We start from the raw sequence: 17,818 nt of genomic DNA, 5'->3' as shown, positions 1-17,818 counted from the left end.
ATAGAAATGGAAAATAAATATAATAGAGATCTATATACACATGGTTTAGAAACGTATGAAGCAGAATACGAAAAAAATACAAACGGTAGAGACTTTGTATTTGGAGTAGTATTGGGTACAGTTGTAGGTGGAATTGTAGGTTTACTACTTGCACCTAAACCAGGTAAAGAGTTACAAGGTGACTTAAGTGAAAAGTCTAATAAAATTTTAGATGACGTAAAAACAAAAACTGATGGCTTGAAAGAACAAGCACAATCTAAAGCTGAAGAGATTCGTACACAAGCTGAAGATAAAAAAGTCGAAGTAAAAGAAAAAGTTGAAGAAAAGAAAGTACAAGCAAACCAAAAAGCTGAAGAAGTTAAAACTCAAGCTGAAGAAAAGAAAACTGAAGCTAAGAAAAAAGCTGACGAAGTTAAATCAAAACAAGCTGAGAAAAAAGCTAATAAAGGCGTTGTAACAGCTGATGATGTTGCTAACGAAGAATTAAAAGCTCAAAAAGGTGCTATTAAATCAGAAGTAGAAGATGAAGATTTAAAAGGACCAAAAACAGTTGTAGAGAAAAAATCTTTCGATAAAAATTAATAGTTAGTAAATACTAACATTTAGAAGGCTGGGACAAATTAATTGTCCTAGCCTTTAATCATTATTTTGGACTGTTCTGCTCCTTTTTATATAACTTAAAGTATAGTATAATAGTTTGAATAATAAGAAATTTTTAAAAAATGAAATGTTAGGGTTGAATAGGCGCTTTTAAATTGTTATACTAACATCTAATTACTTATATATTTTATCGCTTTAAAGTATGTGAGTTAAATTGTTTACACGAGGTGAATAGGATGTCAAATGAATTAGAAAGTTTAAGAGAAAGAATTGAAGGTATTAATGATGAAATATTAGCTTTACTACAAGAGCGTGGTACTATAGCTAAAAAAATAGGTGAAGAAAAACGTAAACAAGGTACTCAAGTATATGATCCACAACGTGAAAAAGAAATGTTGAATCATTTAATTGATAACAATGAAGGACCATATAACGACAATACTATTAAGCAATTATTTAAAGAAATCTTTAAAGCATCAACAGACTTACAAAAATCAGAAAATGAAAAACATTTATATGTTTCTCGTAAGTTGAAACCAGAAGATACAATTGTACAATTCGATAATGGAGCTATTATCGGTAATAATAAAAAATCATTCGTATTTGGTCCTTGTTCAGTAGAATCACAAGAACAAGTTGACACAGTTGCTAAAGACTTAGCAGATAGAGGAGAGAAATTCATCAGAGGTGGCGCATTTAAACCTCGTACTTCTCCATATGATTTCCAAGGTTTAGGTGAAGAAGGATTAAAAATTCTTAAAAATACTAAAGATAAATACGGTTTAAATGTTGTAAGTGAAATCGTTAATCCATCTCACTTTGAAATGGCTGATGAATATTTAGACGTATTCCAAATCGGTGCAAGAAACATGCAAAACTTTGAATTATTAAAAGAAGCTGGTAAAACGAATAAGCCAATTTTATTAAAACGTGGATTATCAGCTACAATTGAAGAATTCATCTATGCAGCAGAGTACATTCATTCTCAAGGTAATAGTAATATTATTCTTTGTGAAAGAGGTATTAGAACATATGAAAAAGCTACAAGAAATACATTAGATATTTCAGCAGTTCCAATTTTAAAACAAGGCACACACTTACCTGTAATGGTAGATGTAACGCACAGTACAGGTCGTAAAGATATTATGCTACCTTGTGCTAAAGCAGCTTTAGCAGTTGGAGCAGATGGTGTTATGGCAGAAGTTCATCCTGATCCATCAGTAGCATTAAGTGATGCAGGACAACAAATGGACTTAAATGAATTTGATTCATTCCATAAAGAAATCGTTCAAGCAGCAAAATTATACGAAAAATAAATGTGATATAGTATTTCTATTCTCAATAAACTCTTCCAATCCGAAAGATAACACTTTGGGTTGGGAGAGTTTTTGTATTTATGTCATATGTTCATTCGTTTTCTGAAAAAGAATGAACAATTTACACTTTAAGAGATTTTATTGGAGCAATTATATCGACAACACTGTTATAATCTTTTATAATTGGTAATTGTGAGTTCGCTTTCATATATTTTGAAAACATTATGAAAACGTGCTAGAATGTACTAGAAAACGTTTTCAAAGATAGGAGGATATTATGACTGTAACAATATATGATGTTGCGAGAGAAGCTAAAGTATCTATGGCAACAGTTTCACGAGTTGTAAATGGTAACCAAAATGTTAAACCATCAACACGTGACAAAGTAAATGAAGTAATTAAAAGATTAAATTATCGACCTAATGCAGTTGCACGAGGATTAGCAAGTAAGAAAACGACAACGGTAGGCGTAATTATTCCAGACATTTCGAATGTATATTATTCTGAGTTAGCTCGAGGTTTAGAAGATATTGCTACTATGTATAAATATCATACAATTATTTCTAATTCTGATAATGATAGTGAAAAAGAACAAGAAATATTTAACAACTTATTGAGTAAACAAGTTGATGGTATTATTTTCCTTGGTGGTACGTTAACTGATGAAACTGTTGAACTTATTGATAAATCATCTGTTCCTGTAGTAGTATCAGGTACAAATGATAAAGATTCAAAGCTTGCTTCAGTTAATATCAACTATACAGAAGCTAGTAAACAAATTGCTGAAACACTTATCACTAAAGGTGCTAAGAAGTTCGCATTTGTAGGTGGAGGCTATTCTGAAAAAGCACAAGATGATGCTTTTAAAGGATTAGAATTAGCACTTCAAGATGCTAATCTTCAAATTGAAGATAATGCTAAATTTGTAGGCAATGAAACTTATAAAGATGGAAGTCGTGCTTATGAAGCTATTTCAAAAGAAAATCCAGATGTAATTTTATGTATAAGCGATGAGCAAGCTATTGGTATTGTCCATGCCGCTCAAGATGCAGGCGTTAAAATTCCTGAGGATTTACAAGTTGTAAGCTTTAACAATACGAGATTAGTTCATATGGTAAGACCACAATTATCTAGCGTAACTCAACCGTTATATGATATTGGTGCAGTTGGTATGAGATTATTGACTAAATATATGAATGACGAACAAATTGATGAACCTAATGTTATTTTACCTTATAGAGTAGAATATAGAGGAACTACTAAATAAATTTATATAAGAGGCTGGGACAAATTAATTTGTCTCAGCCTCTTATTCATAGAGTATCTATATTCACACAAGTCGTTAGAAGTGTGAATAAGGGCACCCATATTCACACAAGTCAGTAGAAGTGTAAGCAAGGGTAACTATATTCACACAAGTCGGTAGAAGTGTAAGCAAGAGTATCTATATTTACATAAGTCGAGAGAAGTGTAACTAAGAGTATCTATATTTACACAAGTCGAGAGAAGTGTAACTAAGGTCACCTATATTCACACAAGTCGAGAGAAGTGTAACTAAGTGTATCTATATATACACAAGTCAGTAGAAGTGTAACTAAGGTCACCCATATTCACACAAGTCAGTAGAAGTGCAACTAACCTTTATAAAAATAAGAGCAGAAATTCAATGTTACAATGAATTTCTGCTCTTTTTACATTTTAAACCAATCTAATATTCTCATTTTAGTATTGTTATTTTTTTCGGATATTTCCTTTTTTCTTGGTATTTCCATATAGCCTTCTTTTTCATCTATCCATGATGTTGCTAGTGGAAATGGAGCGTGTTCTTGATATTTTTCAATCCAAGTTTGAGGTATTGGTGTGTTTGGTGTTTGTAAATCATTTAATGCAAACCAAACATGTGACCAAGCTCTTGGTACAACTCGCCAAATATTATAGCCACCTCCACCAATCATGATTACTTTTCCATCGCAATATTTATCAGCTAAATTCTTAACGATATAAGGTATTTTATATAAAGTATCTAAAGTACAACTCAAATGTGTGAGTGGATCTAAGTAATGAATATCTACGCCATTTACACTTAAAATAACATCTGGTTTATAAGATTCACAAACTGCCTCAATTGTATCCTTAAAAACATCTATATAAGAATCATCTTCAGTATATGCATCCAGAGGGACGTTGACAGTAGTACCGAATCCTTTACCATCCCCACGCTCAGTTAATGCGCCAGTACCTGGAAATAAATATCTTCCTGTTTCATGTATGGAATAGTTCATAACATCTTCATTCGTATAGAAAGACCATTGTACGCCATCTCCATGATGTGCATCAGTATCAATATACAAAACACGTTGCTTATACTTAGATTGCATATACTGAATGGCTACTGCACTGTCATTGTATATACAAAAGCCACTTGCTTTTCCTTTAAATCCATGATGTAAGCCACCACCTAAATGACAAGCTTTCGTAGCTTCTCCATTCATGACAGCATCTACAGCAGTAAGCGTTCCGCCAACAACTCTTGCGCTATTTTCATGCATATTTACAAATTGAGGTGTATCTTCGCTATTTAAACCATATTTGTCATATTCATCTATCGGTAATTCACCTTTGCCTGCCTTTTTAATTGCTTCTATATAATTAACTTCATGTACGAGTTCAAGTTCTTCATCTGTCGCCACTCTTGGAGCTATAATGTGTTCAGAAGTTAACACGCCTAAATCAATGAGAAGGTCGGTTGTTAATTTTAAACGCATTTGATTAAATGGATGACTATCAGAGAACCGATATTTCAATAAATCTTCCGAATAAACATATTTAACTTTAGTCATTTTTTATACCAAAAGGATAGATGACATGATAACCTTGTTCTTCTAATAGTTTATATATTTTTTCGGGATTCATTGATTTTACTCGTAACATAAGATATCTCTTATTAACATTTTGTTGATCAGCATAAGCAAGGACATTTAAAATATCGATATTTTGTTGTTTGAATATATGTGTTATATCATGAAGCGCACCAACTTTATCGTCAATATATACTTCAATGATTGAACCTGGCATTGTGACACCAGTTAGTTCTAAAAATGTGTTGAGCATATCTTTTTGAGTTACAATGCCTATTACTTTATTGTCTCTTATAACAGGAATTGAACCTATAGACATTTCATAGAAATCAAGTGCAATATCTTCTACGAAATCTAATGGGTGACAGCGTATGACATTGCGTCTCATTATTTTTGAAACAGATAAAGATAAGCTTTTGTTCGGCTCATCATCTGATAATATACTGGGTAATGCCATTTTTATATCTCTATCAGAAATGATACCGAGCAGCTGGTTATCTTCATCAACAATAGGTAAGTGTCTAATTTCTTTTTGTGTCATTAAAACTAATGCATCTTCAATGGATTTATCGCTTTGAATAGTCGTACAAGGTGATGTCATAATTTTTTCAACTAACATAATTTTACCTCCTAAAAGAAAAATCTATTCATAAATCTTAATTGATCAAATGCTTCCATTTGTTCTTGTTTAATATTTTTACCAATTCTAGCCATTAAACTATTAGCAGGATGACTTATAATTTCTGGGTCATCTGTAGCAAATACTTCTAAACCACCTTCAGCCATCATTTTATGCATAATTTTTTGATATTGGTACACATCTAAACCACTATTTTTCAAATCCCAATGCCAATAATATTCAGTTGTTATAACAATGAAATCTTCCATCTCCGGAGCTTTCATCGCTAACTTCAACATTTTTTTACCTAAGCCATACTTTCGATATTTTAAAGAAAGTTCTATTGCACCAAGCTCTAAAATATAGGGGAGATTGCCATCAGACCATCGCTCAAGTGGGTCTGGATAAAGATAGGTAGTATAGCCAATAATATGTTGATCTATGCGTGCAATGATGATTCTTCCTTCAGGTAGTTCGGCAATTTCAATAATAGCTTCAAATTGTTCTTTAGGAACTCTGAAACTATTTAAACCTTCGTCGAAAGTCATTTTCTTTAATTCATCTGAATTTACTGGACCTTCAATTATGATATTAATATCTTTATTATATGTAACAGTATCAGATAAAAAAGTTTTTAAGTGTTCCAATTTTGTACCTCCTTTCTATAAATATGATATTCTATATTTGTAAAGTTTATTTTGAATAATCAAATTTTTTTGAAAAGTATCATCTATTTATATTATAATAGAAATAGGCTTTATTGAAAACGATTACATTTATAAAAGGGGAGATTTAAATGAAAGTCGAAGTTTACGAAGCATTAAATGATAATTATAATCTTGCTAATTATGATGATGCAGTAAAAAATCATAATTGGGAAGATATTGAAAAAAATTTCAGTTGGAGTGAAACTGGAAAGATAAATATGGCATATGAGTGTATTGATCGTCATGTTGATAATGGTAAAGGGGACAAGATTGCACTTCATTATAAAGATCAGAATAGACAAGATAGTTATTCGTTTAAAGATATGCAAATCGCGAGTAATAAAGCTGCAAATGTTTTGAAAAATAAAGCAAACGTTAAAAAAGGCGATAGAGTATTTGTTTTCATGCCTAGAACGCCTGAATTATACTTTTCACTTTTAGGTACTTTGAAAATTGGTGCGATTGTTGGACCATTATTTGAAGCATTTATGGAAAAAGCTGTTAAAGATAGACTTGAAAACAGTGAAGCTAAAGTTATTATTACAACAAACGATTTAGTTGGAAGAATTCCTAAAGATGAATTACCTAACCTTGAACATATCGTTGTAGTAGACGATGAGGTAAGTGATGAATATATTGATTTTAATAAAGAATTTGAAAAAGCTGATGAAAAATTTGATATCGAATGGTTAGATAAAGAAGATGGATTGATACTACACTATACATCAGGTTCAACAGGACAACCAAAAGGTGTTCTTCATGTACAAGAAGCAATGGTTGTACATTATATATCTGGTAAATATGTCTTAGATTTTAAAGAAGATGATGTTTATTGGTGTACCGCAGATCCAGGTTGGGTAACAGGAACATCATATGGTATTTTTAGTCCATGGTTAAATGGTGTTACAAATTGTATCGTGGGTGGAAGATTCTCTCCAGAAGGTTGGTATGAATTTATCCAAACTTATGGTGTAACAATTTGGTATACTGCACCAACAGCTCTAAGAATGTTAATGGGTGCGGGAGACGATGTGGTTAGTAAATATGACTTATCATCCTTAAGACATGTATTATCAGTAGGTGAACCATTAAATCCAGAAGTCATTAAATGGGCTCATAAAGTATTTAACCATAGAGTACATGATACTTGGTGGATGACTGAAACGGGTGGACATATGATTGTTAACTATCCATCTATGGATATTAGAGCAGGTTCAATGGGTAAACCTCTACCTGGTATTGAAGCTGCAATAGTTGATGATCAAGGTAAGGAATTACCACCTAACAGAATGGGTAACTTAGCATTGAAAAAAGGCTGGCCTTCAATGATGAGAACAGTTTGGAATAACCAACCTAAATATGAATCATATTTTATAAATGATGAATGGTATGTATCAGGTGACTCAGCTTATAAAGATGAAGATGGTTATTACTGGTTCCAAGGTAGAGTTGATGACGTTATTATGACTGCTGGTGAGAGAGTAGGACCATTTGAAGTTGAATCTAAACTAGTTGAGCATCCTGCAGTAGCTGAAGCTGGGGTAATCGGTAAACCAGATCCAGTACGTGGTGAAATTATAAAAGCCTTTATCGCTTTAAGAGAAGGATATGAAGAATCTGATGAACTTAAAGAAGAGATAAGAAAATTTGTTAAAGAAGGATTAGCTGGACATGCAGCACCTCGTGAAATTGATTTTAAAGATAAATTACCTAAAACACGTTCAGGTAAAATTATGAGACGTGTATTAAAAGCATGGGAATTAGATTTACCTGCTGGTGATTTATCTACATTGGAAGATTAATTTTTATGAAAGTTGAGGCTGAGACAAATTATTGTCTCAGCCTTTATCATGATATTAGTAGTGGTAAGTTAAATTGATTTTTTACAATTATTTGTTTATTCTAAAGTTGAGATACTTATAATTTGTAATATAAATTTAAGGAGTGAACAATATTGAGTCATTTATCAGATTTAGAAATTGCAAAACAAAGTACATTAAGACCGATTAATGAAATTGCTGAAAAGGTAGGAATTCCTCATGATTCTTTAGAACCTTATGGGCATTATAAAGGAAAAGTTGATATTACAAAGTTAAAAGATATTAAAGAAAAAGGAAAAGTTGTATTAGTAACAGCATTGAGTCCAACACCAGCTGGAGAAGGTAAATCAACTGTTACAGTAGGTTTAGCTGATGCATTCAATCAATTAAATAAAAATGTAATGGTAGCATTAAGAGAACCTTCTCTTGGTCCAGTCTTTGGAATGAAAGGTGGCGCTACTGGTGGAGGTTATGCGCAAGTACTACCAATGGAAGAAATAAATTTACATTTCAATGGAGATTTACATGCAATAACTACTGCAAATAATGCACTTTCAGCCTTTATTGATAACCATATTTATCAAGGTAATGAGTTAAATATAGATTCAAGACGAATAGAATGGAAACGTGTACTTGATATGAATGATAGAGAATTACGTCAAGTAGTTGTTGGGCTTGGTGGGCCAACTCGAGGTGTTCCAAGAGAAGATGGATTTGATATTACAGTTGCATCTGAAATAATGGCAGTATTTTGTTTATCGAATGGTATTAAAAATTTAAAAGAAAATTTAGCAAACATAACTATCGGTTATACAGTAGATAGAAAGCCTGTAACGGTTCGTGATTTGAAAGTAGAGGGTGCATTAACACTCATTTTAAAAGATGCAATTAAACCTAATATTGTTCAAACTATTGAAGGTACACCTGCATTTGTACATGGTGGCCCATTTGCAAATATAGCACATGGTTGTAACTCGATAATCGCAACAAATACTGCTAGAAAATTAGCAGATATAGTTGTAACAGAAAGTGGATTTGGCTCTGATTTAGGGGCAGAAAAATTCATGGATATTAAGACTCGTAAAGCAGGATTTGATCCAAGTGCTGTCGTAATAGTAGCTACGATAAGAGCCTTGAAAATGCATGGTGGTGTTGAGAAAAATGAACTTAAAAGTGAAAATGTTGAAGCGGTTAAAAAAGGCATAATAAACTTAGAAAGACATATTCAAAATATTAAACAATTTGGTGTTGAACCCGTAGTTGCAATTAATGCATTTATACATGATACAAAAGAAGAAGTTCAATATGTATTAGATTGGTGCAAAGAACATGAAATAAAAGTTGCACTGACTGAAGTATGGGAAAAAGGTGGAAAAGGCGGAATAGACCTTGCAAAAGAAGTATTACGTGTCTTAGAAAAACCACAACAATTTTCACCAATTTATGATTTAGATATGTCTATAGAAGATAAACTAGAAACAATTGTTCAGAAAGTATATGGTGGAAGATCAGTTAAATTTAGTGATAAAGCTATAAAACAACTTAAAACGATAAAGGAAAATGGATGGGACAAATATCCAGTATGTATGGCTAAAACACAATACTCATTTACAGATGATCCAAAACAAATCGGTGCACCTTCAGACTTTGATATTACAATTAGAGAATTATCACCAAGAACCGGTGCAGGTTTTATCGTTGCGTTGACTGGAGATATCATGACGATGCCAGGTTTACCTAAAAAACCAGCAGCATTGAATATGGACGTTAATGAAGATGGATCTGCAGTAGGGCTATTCTAATTTAAGATAAAAAAAGAGCTGAGACAAATTAATTGTCTCAGCTCTTTTGTGTTTAGTCGCTACTTGGTGGTGCTGTACTTGTACCACTGGATGGCTTGCTGTCAGAACTACTAGATTTACTGCTAGATTTGTATGACCAAGCTTCTTTAGAGTTTTTAGCAACTTTTTCTTTAGGTTTAACTTTAGATGATGTGTTAGGATCAATTGCTTTACCTAAACGTTTCATTACATAATCTGATTGTATATCTTTGTTAGATGTATCTACCTTATCTGAAATTAATGTAGAAGGTGCTTTAGATTCACCGCTACTACAACTATCTGTAGAATTAGTATATTGGCAAATTGTATCTTCTTTTACCGTACTTGGTTTTGTGAATTCACTATCATATCCAAGCTTTTCTCTATCAGTAGTAGATAATGCGTTAACCATATCTCTCCACATAAATAATTGATAATGACTATCTTCATCGAATGAAATTGGTTGGTCATAACCCATCCAAATACCTAGTGTTACTTTTGGTGTATATCCAACGAATAAACTATCTTTAGCATCTTGTGATGTACCTGTTTTACCAGCCCAGTTACCATCAAATGAATCTTTAATTTGGTAACCTGAACCATCATCAAGAACGCCTTTCAAGATATCTGTTGTTAAATATGTTGTTGATTCACTAAATATACGTTTTGGATCTTTCTTATGCTGATAAATAACTTCGCCATTACGTGATTTAATAGATTCAATCATGTAACTGTCATTATATTCACCTTTGTTTGCTAATGAACTATAACCATTTACATCTTGTTCTAATGTAAAGTCAGCTGTACCAAGCGTAAGGGCTAATCCATCTTGAACATCTTCAGGTATAGTCATACCCATTTTATTTAAGTTTTCCCATGGTTTATAGTCTTGTACATTACTATATAACCTTAATGTACTTAAGTTTAATGAGTTTCTTAATGCATAATCAACTGTTACTGGACCAAATTCTCTTCTATCATAGTTATCTGGGGAATAGCCAAGATAATCGAATTTTTTGTCGAGTAAAGCAGTATTTGGAGTAATTAAACCATTTTCAAATGCCGGTGCATAAGTTAATAATGGCTTCATAGTTGAACCTGGTGAACGTTTAGCACTAGTAGCATGATTAATTTGTGATTTTTCGTAATCTCTACCACCAACAAATGCTAGGATTTTTCCAGATTGATTTTCTTTTAGAAGGGCACCGACTTCATGTTGGAATTCTTTAGAAGCTTTTTTACCTTCACTATTTGTATAATCTGCTTCTCTATCCCATGAGTAACTACCTGAATTATTTTTTACGTCTTGAATCTTATCATACATGTCTTTTTCAATTGTTGTATCAACACGATAACCTTCAGTACGCATTGCTTGATTAGCTTTTTCTGTATATTTCGTCATAAGTACTGGCGTTTGGTCCAATTCTTTTTTAGAAATATTATCATTTTTAGCTAAATGATACTTAAGAATATCAACTGTACGATTTTCAACTTCTTCAGTTAAGAACGGATATTTTTGGTTTGGTTCTTCAACTTTATCAACAAATGCTTTTTTTATGTCGAAATCTAAAGCTTCATCGTATTCTTTTTTAGTGATTTTATCTTCTTGATACATTCTTTTAAGTACATAGTGCTGACGATTTATACCGAATTTTAATGATTCATCATCTTTCAAATCACCATTAGGTAAGAAAGGTGTGTAAGTATATGGGTTTTGTGGTAATCCGGCAAGATATGCTGACTCTGCCACGCTTAATTTTTTAGCTGATTTACCAAATACACCTTGTGCAGCAGCTTCAATACCTGCAATATTCGAACCATTTGAATTACGACCGAATGAAACGACATTTAAATAACTATCGATAATTTCATCTTTTGATAAGTTCTTTTCAACATTCATCGACAGTAACATTTCTTTAGCTTTACGTTCAAAAGATGTTTCATTTGTTAAAAGTTGGTTCTTAACAAGTTGTTGCGTTAATGTACTACCACCAGAAGAATTAGCACTGCCCAAAACTTCTTGCACAGAAGCTCTAAGAAAAGCTTTTGGAACAATACCATTATGGTTATAGAAATCTTCATCTTCTGTTGAAATAAGAGCATTCTTAACATTGTCACTTATTTCATTTCCTTTAATAACATCCCTTTGGACATCACTTTTTAATCGGCCAAGTGACTCTCCAGAACCAAAATAAACAGACGTACTTTCCGTCATTGAATAAAGTTGTTGCTTCATATCTTTTTTTGACATCACTTTTTCATCTTTGACAAGTCCTGCGAAGTAACCGCCACCAATACCCAAGCCAAGTGCTAATAATAAGCAACTTATGAATATAATAATAAAGAATAAATTGCTTATTACATTATATGTAGTGTGGAATATTAATTTTGGAGACCATTTTGTTTCTTTAAAAGTATCTTTATACTTCTTACTTGAACGATTAAATTGATCTTTGAATTTGTTTTTAGACTGATTTGAACTCAAATTTTTACCTCCAATCTAATCATCATTATTATAACATATATGTATTGTATTGACTTTTAAAAAAGATAGCTTTATACTTTGTAATTAATTGCATAAGGTAACGAACTAAAGGAGAAGTAGTTGTTATATTCTTTTTAAGAGAGTCAGTGGTGCTGAGAACTGATAAAGCGATAATGATGAATACACCTTTAATAAATGTTCGACGTTTTAATGTACGTAACATTAATGAGCGATGATGTGTTTAACATCATAAGTATGGTGGTACCGTGTATTCAAGCACCCTTACATTTTTATGTAAGGGTGCTTTTTTATATTATATTTTAAGAGGAGGAATTAGTAATGGCAAATGCACTTATAGAAGATTTAAAATGGAGAGGTTTAATTTATCAACAAACTGATGAACAAGAAATTGAAGAATTATTGAATAAAGAATCTGTCAAAATATATTGTGGAGCAGATCCAACTGCTGATAGTTTACACATTGGACATTTACTGCCTTTCTTAACTTTACGAAGATTTCAAAATCATGGACATACACCTATTGTATTAGTAGGTGGTGGTACTGGTATGATTGGTGATCCTTCTGGACGCTCAGAAGAAAGAAATCTACAATCAGACGAACAAATTGAAGCAAATGTACGCGGAATTATGAATCAAATGCATAAAATATTTGATTTTGAAGGTGATGATTCTGCAATTTTAGTTAATAATAAGGATTGGTTAAAAGTAATTGATTTAATTTCATTCTTAAGAGATTATGCTAAATATGTTGGTGTGAATTACATGCTAGCTAAAGATTCTGTGAAATCGAGATTAGAAACAGGTATATCATACACTGAGTTCACTTACATGATTCTGCAAGCAATAGATTTCGGTTACTTAAATCAAAATTATGATTGTAAAATGCAAATTGGTGGTTCTGACCAATGGGGCAATATAACAACTGGATTAGATTTAATGAGAAAAATGTATGGTGATACTGAAGCTTACGGATTTACAATTCCATTAGTTACTAAAGCAGATGGAAAAAAATTCGGTAAATCTGAATCAGGTACTGTATGGTTAGATAGAAGTAAAACATCAGCTTATGAACTATACCAATTTTGGATTAACGCTCAAGATGCAGATGTCGTGAAATATTTAAAATACTTTACTTTCTTAGATAGAGAAGAGATAGAACGACTAGAAAAAACAGTTGAAGAAGCACCTCACTTAAGAGAAGCACAAAAAGTGTTAGCTGAAGAAATGGTAGGATTCATCCACGGTAGTGATGCAGTTGAAGAAGCAAAAAGAATTACTGATGCACTATTTAAAGGTGATATCAAAGCATTGACTAAATCAGAAATTGAAGAAGGTTTCAAGGATGTACCTACAGCACAAGTAAGTTCTGAAACTGTACAATTAGTTGATTTTATTATTGAAGCTGGTGTTTCACCTTCTAAGAGACAAGCGCGTGAAGATATTAATAATGGTGCCATTTACATTAATGGTGAACGAATTCAAGACGTTAATCATGAAATAACAAGTGCAGACAAAATTGATGATGAATTTACAATCGTAAGAAGAGGTAAGAAAAAATATACAATGGTTAAATTCTCATAATATTAACAATAAAAGCGCAATAGATAAATTTATTTATTGCGCTTTTTTCTATATTCAATGAACTGTACTAACATGGAATTTATTGTATAATAAAATTGACATATGAAATTAATGAAAAGGAGAAAATTAAATGAAAAAATATTTAGGACCTATTATTGCTGTAGTAGCAGTAATCGTGATTTTAGGGGTCATTATGATTGGACCATATAATAGATTAGTTGGTTTAGAAGAAGAAGCGGATAAATCTTTATCTAATATAGATAATCAATTACAAAGACGTGTCGATTTGATACCGAATCTAGTTGATACTGTTAAAGGGTATACTAAGCATGAAGAGAAAGTTTTCAAAGATGTTTCTGATGCACGTAGTAAATTAGCTGGTGCAAATTCACCTGAAGAAAAAGCAGCCGCAAATGGTGAAGTAAATAGTGCATTAAGCCGTTTAATCGCTATTAGTGAAAATTATCCTGATTTAAAAGCTGATAAACAATTTACTGGATTAAGAGATGAACTAGCTGGAACTGAAAATAGAATTGCAGTAGCTAGAAAAGATTATAATGAATCAATTAACGAATACAATCAAGCTACGCGTAGATTCCCATCTAGTATAGTAGCAGGTTTGTTTAATTTCGATAAGAAAGAATATTTCCAAGCAAAAGGTGAAGCAAAAGATGCACCTAAAGTTGACTTCGGTGGAGATGAATCTTAATGACATCAATGTTTAAACGTTTCTGTGTTTTGTTTATTATAAGCTTTTTTTCACTAAGTTCTACAATACAAGCGGCAGATGAAAAGTTTCCTAAGCTTGAACAACCTGTATTTGTTCAAGATCATGCAAACTTAATCAGTGATGAAAGTAAAGATAAAATTAGTAAAAAAGGTCAAAAATTACAAGATGGTACTGATGCAGATATCTTACTCATGACGATGAAGTCAATTGGACAAACTCCTCGTCAAGATTATGCTTTAGAAGCCGGTAGACATTATAAAGTTGGAGATCAAAAGCACAATAGAGGTATTGTTATATTACTTAATATGGATAACGGTAATGAATATAATAATAGAGGTATTGATATTGCAGTTGGTGATGGCTTAGAAGGTGTGCTGAATGATTCTAAAGTTGGTGAACTTATTGATTCCAACTTTATGCCATACCAAAAAAAGGCTGCTAAAACGGGCGATGCTAAAAAAGCAAAAGCATATTATGATCAAGGTTTGACGAAATTATATGATGCCGTCTGGGATGAAATTGCTAAAAGTTATGGTTACGACGGTAAAAAATTCACTGAAAAAGAACCTCAAAGTAGTGGATTAGGTAAAATTCCATTTGTATTTTTCATATTATTTATCATAGTGTTCTTCATTATCTACTTTAAAAATGGAGGAGGAAAACCTCCTAGAGGTGGTAATGGAAGAGGTACAAGAAGAGGAATGGCTGGTCCATTTATATTTGGAGGATCATCAGGTAGTTCTGGTGGTGGATTCTCCGGAGGCGGAAGCTTCGGTGGTGGAGGCGGATTCTCTGGTGGTGGAGCTGGCAGAGGATTCTAAATACTATAAAAAAATCCTTCTAAGTTGAAAGTAAACTTAGAAGGATTTTTTAATTTAATTTTGTTCTTTTAAAGTGATTTTAGTACTATGTTCTTTACCATCTCTTATATATTTCATAGTAATTTTATCACCAGGTTTTTTCTCATTATAGATATAATTTTTTATATCTGAAACTTCAGTAACATCTTTATTATCAACTTTAGTGATAACATCATCTTTTTTAAGCCCGTTGTTTGCTTTTTCATCTACCTCTGAAATGTATACACCTTTGTCAGTTGTTAATTTTAATTCTTTTCTATATTGACTTGGTATATCTTCAATAGATATCATACTAATTCCAATATATGGTCTCGTAACTTTACCATCATCCATTATGTCTTTAATAATGTTGTTTACTTCATTACTTGGTATTGCAAAGCCAATACCTTCAACATCAGGACGTGATATTTTCATGGAATTAATACCGATTAAGTTTCCGTTTAAATCAATTAAAGCACCACCAGAGTTACCTGGATTTATAGCTGCGTCAGTTTGTATGACTGTTGCTTCTGTTACACCGTCAGAAGTTTGTACATCCATTGTACGTTCTTCAGATGAAATAATACCTTGTGTAACACTGTTTGCAAATTCTACTCCTAATGGATTACCAAGTGCAAATACTGTTTCACCAGCTTTAACTTTAGAAGAATCTGCGAATTTAATTGGTTCGATATTATAATCGCCATCAATTTTTAAGACAGCTAAATCAGTCATAATATCCGTTCCTACAAGTTCAGCTTTAACTGATTTATCGTTATGAAGACGTACTTCAATTTCATTGGCACCCTCTATAACATGATTATTTGTAACAATATAAGAACTGTTATCACTAGATTGATAAATCACACCAGTACCAGTACCTGACTCTTGTGGATCACTTGATTCACCCGAACTTTTTCCACCAAAGAATGATTCAATTCCGCTAGCTTTTTGTTTGTTAATAACACCAACAATAGATGGAGATACATCTTCAATCATTTTAGATACGGATTTATTACTTGATTTATTATCTTTTATATTACCGCCTTTTTCATTAGCCGGTGCTTTCGTTATATTCGCTTCGTCATTGTAGTTATTAACGACATCAATAATTTTAGTACCACCTATATATAAAGCGAGTATTAAGACTGCACCAATAATCCCCGATAAAAAAGGTATCAGGCAACTTTGATACCATGGTATCTTATTTTTCTTCTTATAATAATAATCATTCGAAGATGTTTGATTTAAATTTGAATTGTCGCCATTTTGATTCTGATCCATTCTAATCCCTCCTAAAAAACTCCATAAAATAATTATTATAGATATTGCATTAAATTGCCAATAATATGATGTATTTAATTGTTACAATATTTTGTATGAAAACTTGTGACTCAAGTATTAGAGTGATAAAATATGAATATCATTAAGAAGAGAGTGATCATTAAATGTATAAATTTGCTAGTACTGTTTTACATGTTGTTTTCCAAAAGTTCGGTAAACAACTTGTGACAATAAATAAAGAGAAGGTTCCTGAAGAACCATATGTCGTTACTTGTACGCATACAGGTTATGTTGAAGTTATAATGTTAGCTTTAAGTTTATATCCTACTGAAATCAATTATATGGCAAAAAAAGAATTATTCTCTAAAAATTGGTCGGATAAGTTTTTCCATTCATTAAATGCTTTTCCAGTAGATAGAGAAAAGCCAGGACCAAGTACACTGAAAATTCCTGTTAAATTACTAAATCAAGGTAAAAGTGTTGGTATTTTCCCTTCAGGACATAGAGCAGAAACAGGAGAAGCACCATTAAAAAGAGGTGCCGCAACAATAGCTGTATTAAGCAATAAACCAATTGTACCTGCAGCTTTCGAAGGTCCTAAAAAAGTAAAATCTATCTTTGGATTTAGACAGAAATCATTTGTTAAATTTGGGGATCCTATTGATCCTAGTACATTTCCAAGTGAGTTAAAGAAAAGTGAAAAAATAGCAAAAGTTATGGAATTATTAGAAGAAAGAACGAATACATTACAAAAAGAAGTTACATATATAGCAAATAAAGCTATGGACAAGTAATGTAATACAATAAAAGGCTTCGGCACATATAGCCTCGCTCAAAATAAATAAGCATATCACTTAACTGATTTTTTAAAGTTTAGTGATATGCTTATTTTTTATGGAGTTTACGATTTTGTACGTGCATGCTTGCCTAGGGGTATGGCTCGAGCCTGTAGTCTCTCGCTCATACTATTCCCTCAGGCGTCCGCACTTTACAAAATCGGCGGTAGTATACATTTTTATAAGTATTATTTTGGCAGTTATACTTATAAGTGTTTCGTTAAAGAATATGTCCATATAATTGTGTAATAAAATAAGAGCCATATATAGCTCACTTTAGTACAATGTAATCGACGAAGAAA

General features: G+C 32.1%; 14 protein-coding genes and 1 other annotated feature. Of the genes, 9 read left to right on the top strand and 5 right to left on the bottom strand.

The features are described 5' to 3' along the window. The first annotated feature begins 6 nt into the window (after nt 1-6). The 3 genes from B2G86_RS07675 (at nt 7) to ccpA (ending at nt 3,183) form a co-directional block, all read left to right on the top strand. Nucleotides 7-582 (top strand): YtxH domain-containing protein, encoded by a 576-nt coding sequence (locus B2G86_RS07675; protein WP_078357543.1) that lies wholly within the window; start codon nt 7-9, stop codon nt 580-582. Between the two features lie 254 nt (nt 583-836). Beyond that, nucleotides 837-1,916, top strand: a complete 1,080-nt coding sequence (locus B2G86_RS07670) for a bifunctional 3-deoxy-7-phosphoheptulonate synthase/chorismate mutase (RefSeq protein ID WP_078357542.1) — start codon at nt 837-839, stop codon at nt 1,914-1,916. Between the two features lie 277 nt (nt 1,917-2,193). Continuing rightward, nucleotides 2,194-3,183, top strand: a complete 990-nt coding sequence (ccpA, locus tag B2G86_RS07665) for a catabolite control protein A (RefSeq protein ID WP_078357541.1) — start codon at nt 2,194-2,196, stop codon at nt 3,181-3,183. A 424-nt stretch (nt 3,184-3,607) separates the two neighbouring features. Here the strand turns inward: ccpA and B2G86_RS07660 are convergent, their stop codons facing one another. From B2G86_RS07660 to B2G86_RS07650, 3 genes are read right to left on the bottom strand one after another with little or no spacing between them, the layout of a single operon-like run. Further along, complete coding sequence (locus B2G86_RS07660; protein ID WP_078357540.1) at nt 3,608-4,756, bottom strand: acetoin utilization protein AcuC; 1,149 nt, start codon at nt 4,754-4,756, stop codon at nt 3,608-3,610. Further along, nucleotides 4,749-5,393 (bottom strand): CBS and ACT domain-containing protein, encoded by a 645-nt coding sequence (locus B2G86_RS07655; RefSeq protein ID WP_078357539.1) that lies wholly within the window; start codon nt 5,391-5,393, stop codon nt 4,749-4,751. The genes B2G86_RS07660 and B2G86_RS07655 overlap by 8 nt, the downstream gene beginning before the upstream one ends. An 11-nt stretch (nt 5,394-5,404) precedes the next feature. Next, nucleotides 5,405-6,040 carry a GNAT family N-acetyltransferase gene (locus B2G86_RS07650; RefSeq protein WP_078357538.1) on the bottom strand — a complete coding sequence of 212 codons (636 nt, stop codon included), beginning with the start codon at nt 6,038-6,040 and terminating at the stop codon, nt 5,405-5,407. 149 nt (nt 6,041-6,189) lie between these two features. Between B2G86_RS07650 and acsA the strand changes: the two genes are divergently transcribed. Further along, nucleotides 6,190-7,902, top strand: a complete 1,713-nt coding sequence (gene acsA / locus B2G86_RS07645; protein WP_078357537.1) for an acetate--CoA ligase — start codon at nt 6,190-6,192, stop codon at nt 7,900-7,902. A gap of 152 nt (nt 7,903-8,054) precedes the next feature. Continuing rightward, nucleotides 8,055-9,722, top strand: coding sequence for a formate--tetrahydrofolate ligase (locus B2G86_RS07640; protein ID WP_078357536.1), 1,668 nt, complete (start codon nt 8,055-8,057; stop codon nt 9,720-9,722). Nucleotides 9,723-9,774: 52 nt separating this feature from the next. On the opposite strand, the gene B2G86_RS07635 is transcribed toward B2G86_RS07640, so the two are convergent. After that, nucleotides 9,775-12,225, bottom strand: a complete 2,451-nt coding sequence (locus tag B2G86_RS07635) for a transglycosylase domain-containing protein (protein WP_078357535.1) — start codon at nt 12,223-12,225, stop codon at nt 9,775-9,777. 100 nt (nt 12,226-12,325) lie between these two features. After that, nucleotides 12,326-12,512, top strand: a binding site (T-box leader). 52 nt (nt 12,513-12,564) lie between these two features. Here B2G86_RS07635 and tyrS point away from each other — a divergent pair. The 3 genes from tyrS (at nt 12,565) to B2G86_RS07620 (ending at nt 15,378) form a co-directional block, all read left to right on the top strand. After that, nucleotides 12,565-13,827: a tyrosine--tRNA ligase gene (gene tyrS, locus B2G86_RS07630; RefSeq protein ID WP_078357534.1), complete on the top strand. Its 1,263-nt coding sequence runs from the start codon at nt 12,565-12,567 to the stop codon at nt 13,825-13,827. A 130-nt stretch (nt 13,828-13,957) separates the two neighbouring features. Then, entirely contained in the window at nt 13,958-14,536 is a 579-nt protein-coding gene (locus B2G86_RS07625) for a LemA family protein (RefSeq protein WP_078357533.1), read from the top strand. Further along, nucleotides 14,536-15,378 carry a TPM domain-containing protein gene (locus B2G86_RS07620; RefSeq protein WP_078357532.1) on the top strand — a complete coding sequence of 281 codons (843 nt, stop codon included), beginning with the start codon at nt 14,536-14,538 and terminating at the stop codon, nt 15,376-15,378. The genes B2G86_RS07625 and B2G86_RS07620 overlap by 1 nt, the downstream gene beginning before the upstream one ends. 54 nt (nt 15,379-15,432) lie before the next feature. On the opposite strand, the gene B2G86_RS07615 is transcribed toward B2G86_RS07620, so the two are convergent. Then, on the bottom strand, nt 15,433-16,680 hold the full coding sequence (locus B2G86_RS07615) for a S1C family serine protease (RefSeq protein ID WP_078357531.1): 1,248 nt from the start codon (nt 16,678-16,680) through the stop codon (nt 15,433-15,435). Between the two features lie 164 nt (nt 16,681-16,844). Here B2G86_RS07615 and B2G86_RS07610 point away from each other — a divergent pair, with 164 nt between their 5' ends. Next, nucleotides 16,845-17,474 carry a lysophospholipid acyltransferase family protein gene (locus B2G86_RS07610; RefSeq protein ID WP_078357530.1) on the top strand — a complete coding sequence of 210 codons (630 nt, stop codon included), beginning with the start codon at nt 16,845-16,847 and terminating at the stop codon, nt 17,472-17,474. The last annotated feature ends 344 nt before the right edge of the window (nt 17,475-17,818 follow it).

It is taken from the genome of Mammaliicoccus fleurettii (assembly GCF_002018435.1).
GTDB lineage: Bacteria > Bacillota > Bacilli > Staphylococcales > Staphylococcaceae > Mammaliicoccus > Mammaliicoccus fleurettii.
Note: the sequence above shows the minus strand (reverse complement) of the source record. Positions and strands in the feature narration are given on the sequence as shown.

Excerpts from the sequence above, each read along its gene's own strand:
- B2G86_RS07610 (WP_078357530.1), top strand. The coding sequence starts at position 16,845 with ATGTATAAATTTGCTAGTACTGTTTTACATGTTGTTTTCCAAAAGTTC.
- ccpA (WP_078357541.1), top strand. The coding sequence starts at position 2,194 with ATGACTGTAACAATATATGATGTTGCGAGAGAAGCTAAAGTATCTATG.
- B2G86_RS07670 (WP_078357542.1), top strand. The coding sequence starts at position 837 with ATGTCAAATGAATTAGAAAGTTTAAGAGAAAGAATTGAAGGTATTAAT.
- B2G86_RS07675 (WP_078357543.1), top strand. The coding sequence starts at position 7 with ATGGAAAATAAATATAATAGAGATCTATATACACATGGTTTAGAAACG.
- acsA (WP_078357537.1), top strand. The coding sequence starts at position 6,190 with ATGAAAGTCGAAGTTTACGAAGCATTAAATGATAATTATAATCTTGCT.
- B2G86_RS07625 (WP_078357533.1), top strand. The coding sequence starts at position 13,958 with ATGAAAAAATATTTAGGACCTATTATTGCTGTAGTAGCAGTAATCGTG.
- B2G86_RS07620 (WP_078357532.1), top strand. The coding sequence starts at position 14,536 with ATGACATCAATGTTTAAACGTTTCTGTGTTTTGTTTATTATAAGCTTT.
- B2G86_RS07615 (WP_078357531.1), bottom strand. The coding sequence starts at position 16,680 with ATGGATCAGAATCAAAATGGCGACAATTCAAATTTAAATCAAACATCT.
- tyrS (WP_078357534.1), top strand. The coding sequence starts at position 12,565 with ATGGCAAATGCACTTATAGAAGATTTAAAATGGAGAGGTTTAATTTAT.
- B2G86_RS07660 (WP_078357540.1), bottom strand. The coding sequence starts at position 4,756 with ATGACTAAAGTTAAATATGTTTATTCGGAAGATTTATTGAAATATCGG.
- B2G86_RS07655 (WP_078357539.1), bottom strand. The coding sequence starts at position 5,393 with ATGTTAGTTGAAAAAATTATGACATCACCTTGTACGACTATTCAAAGC.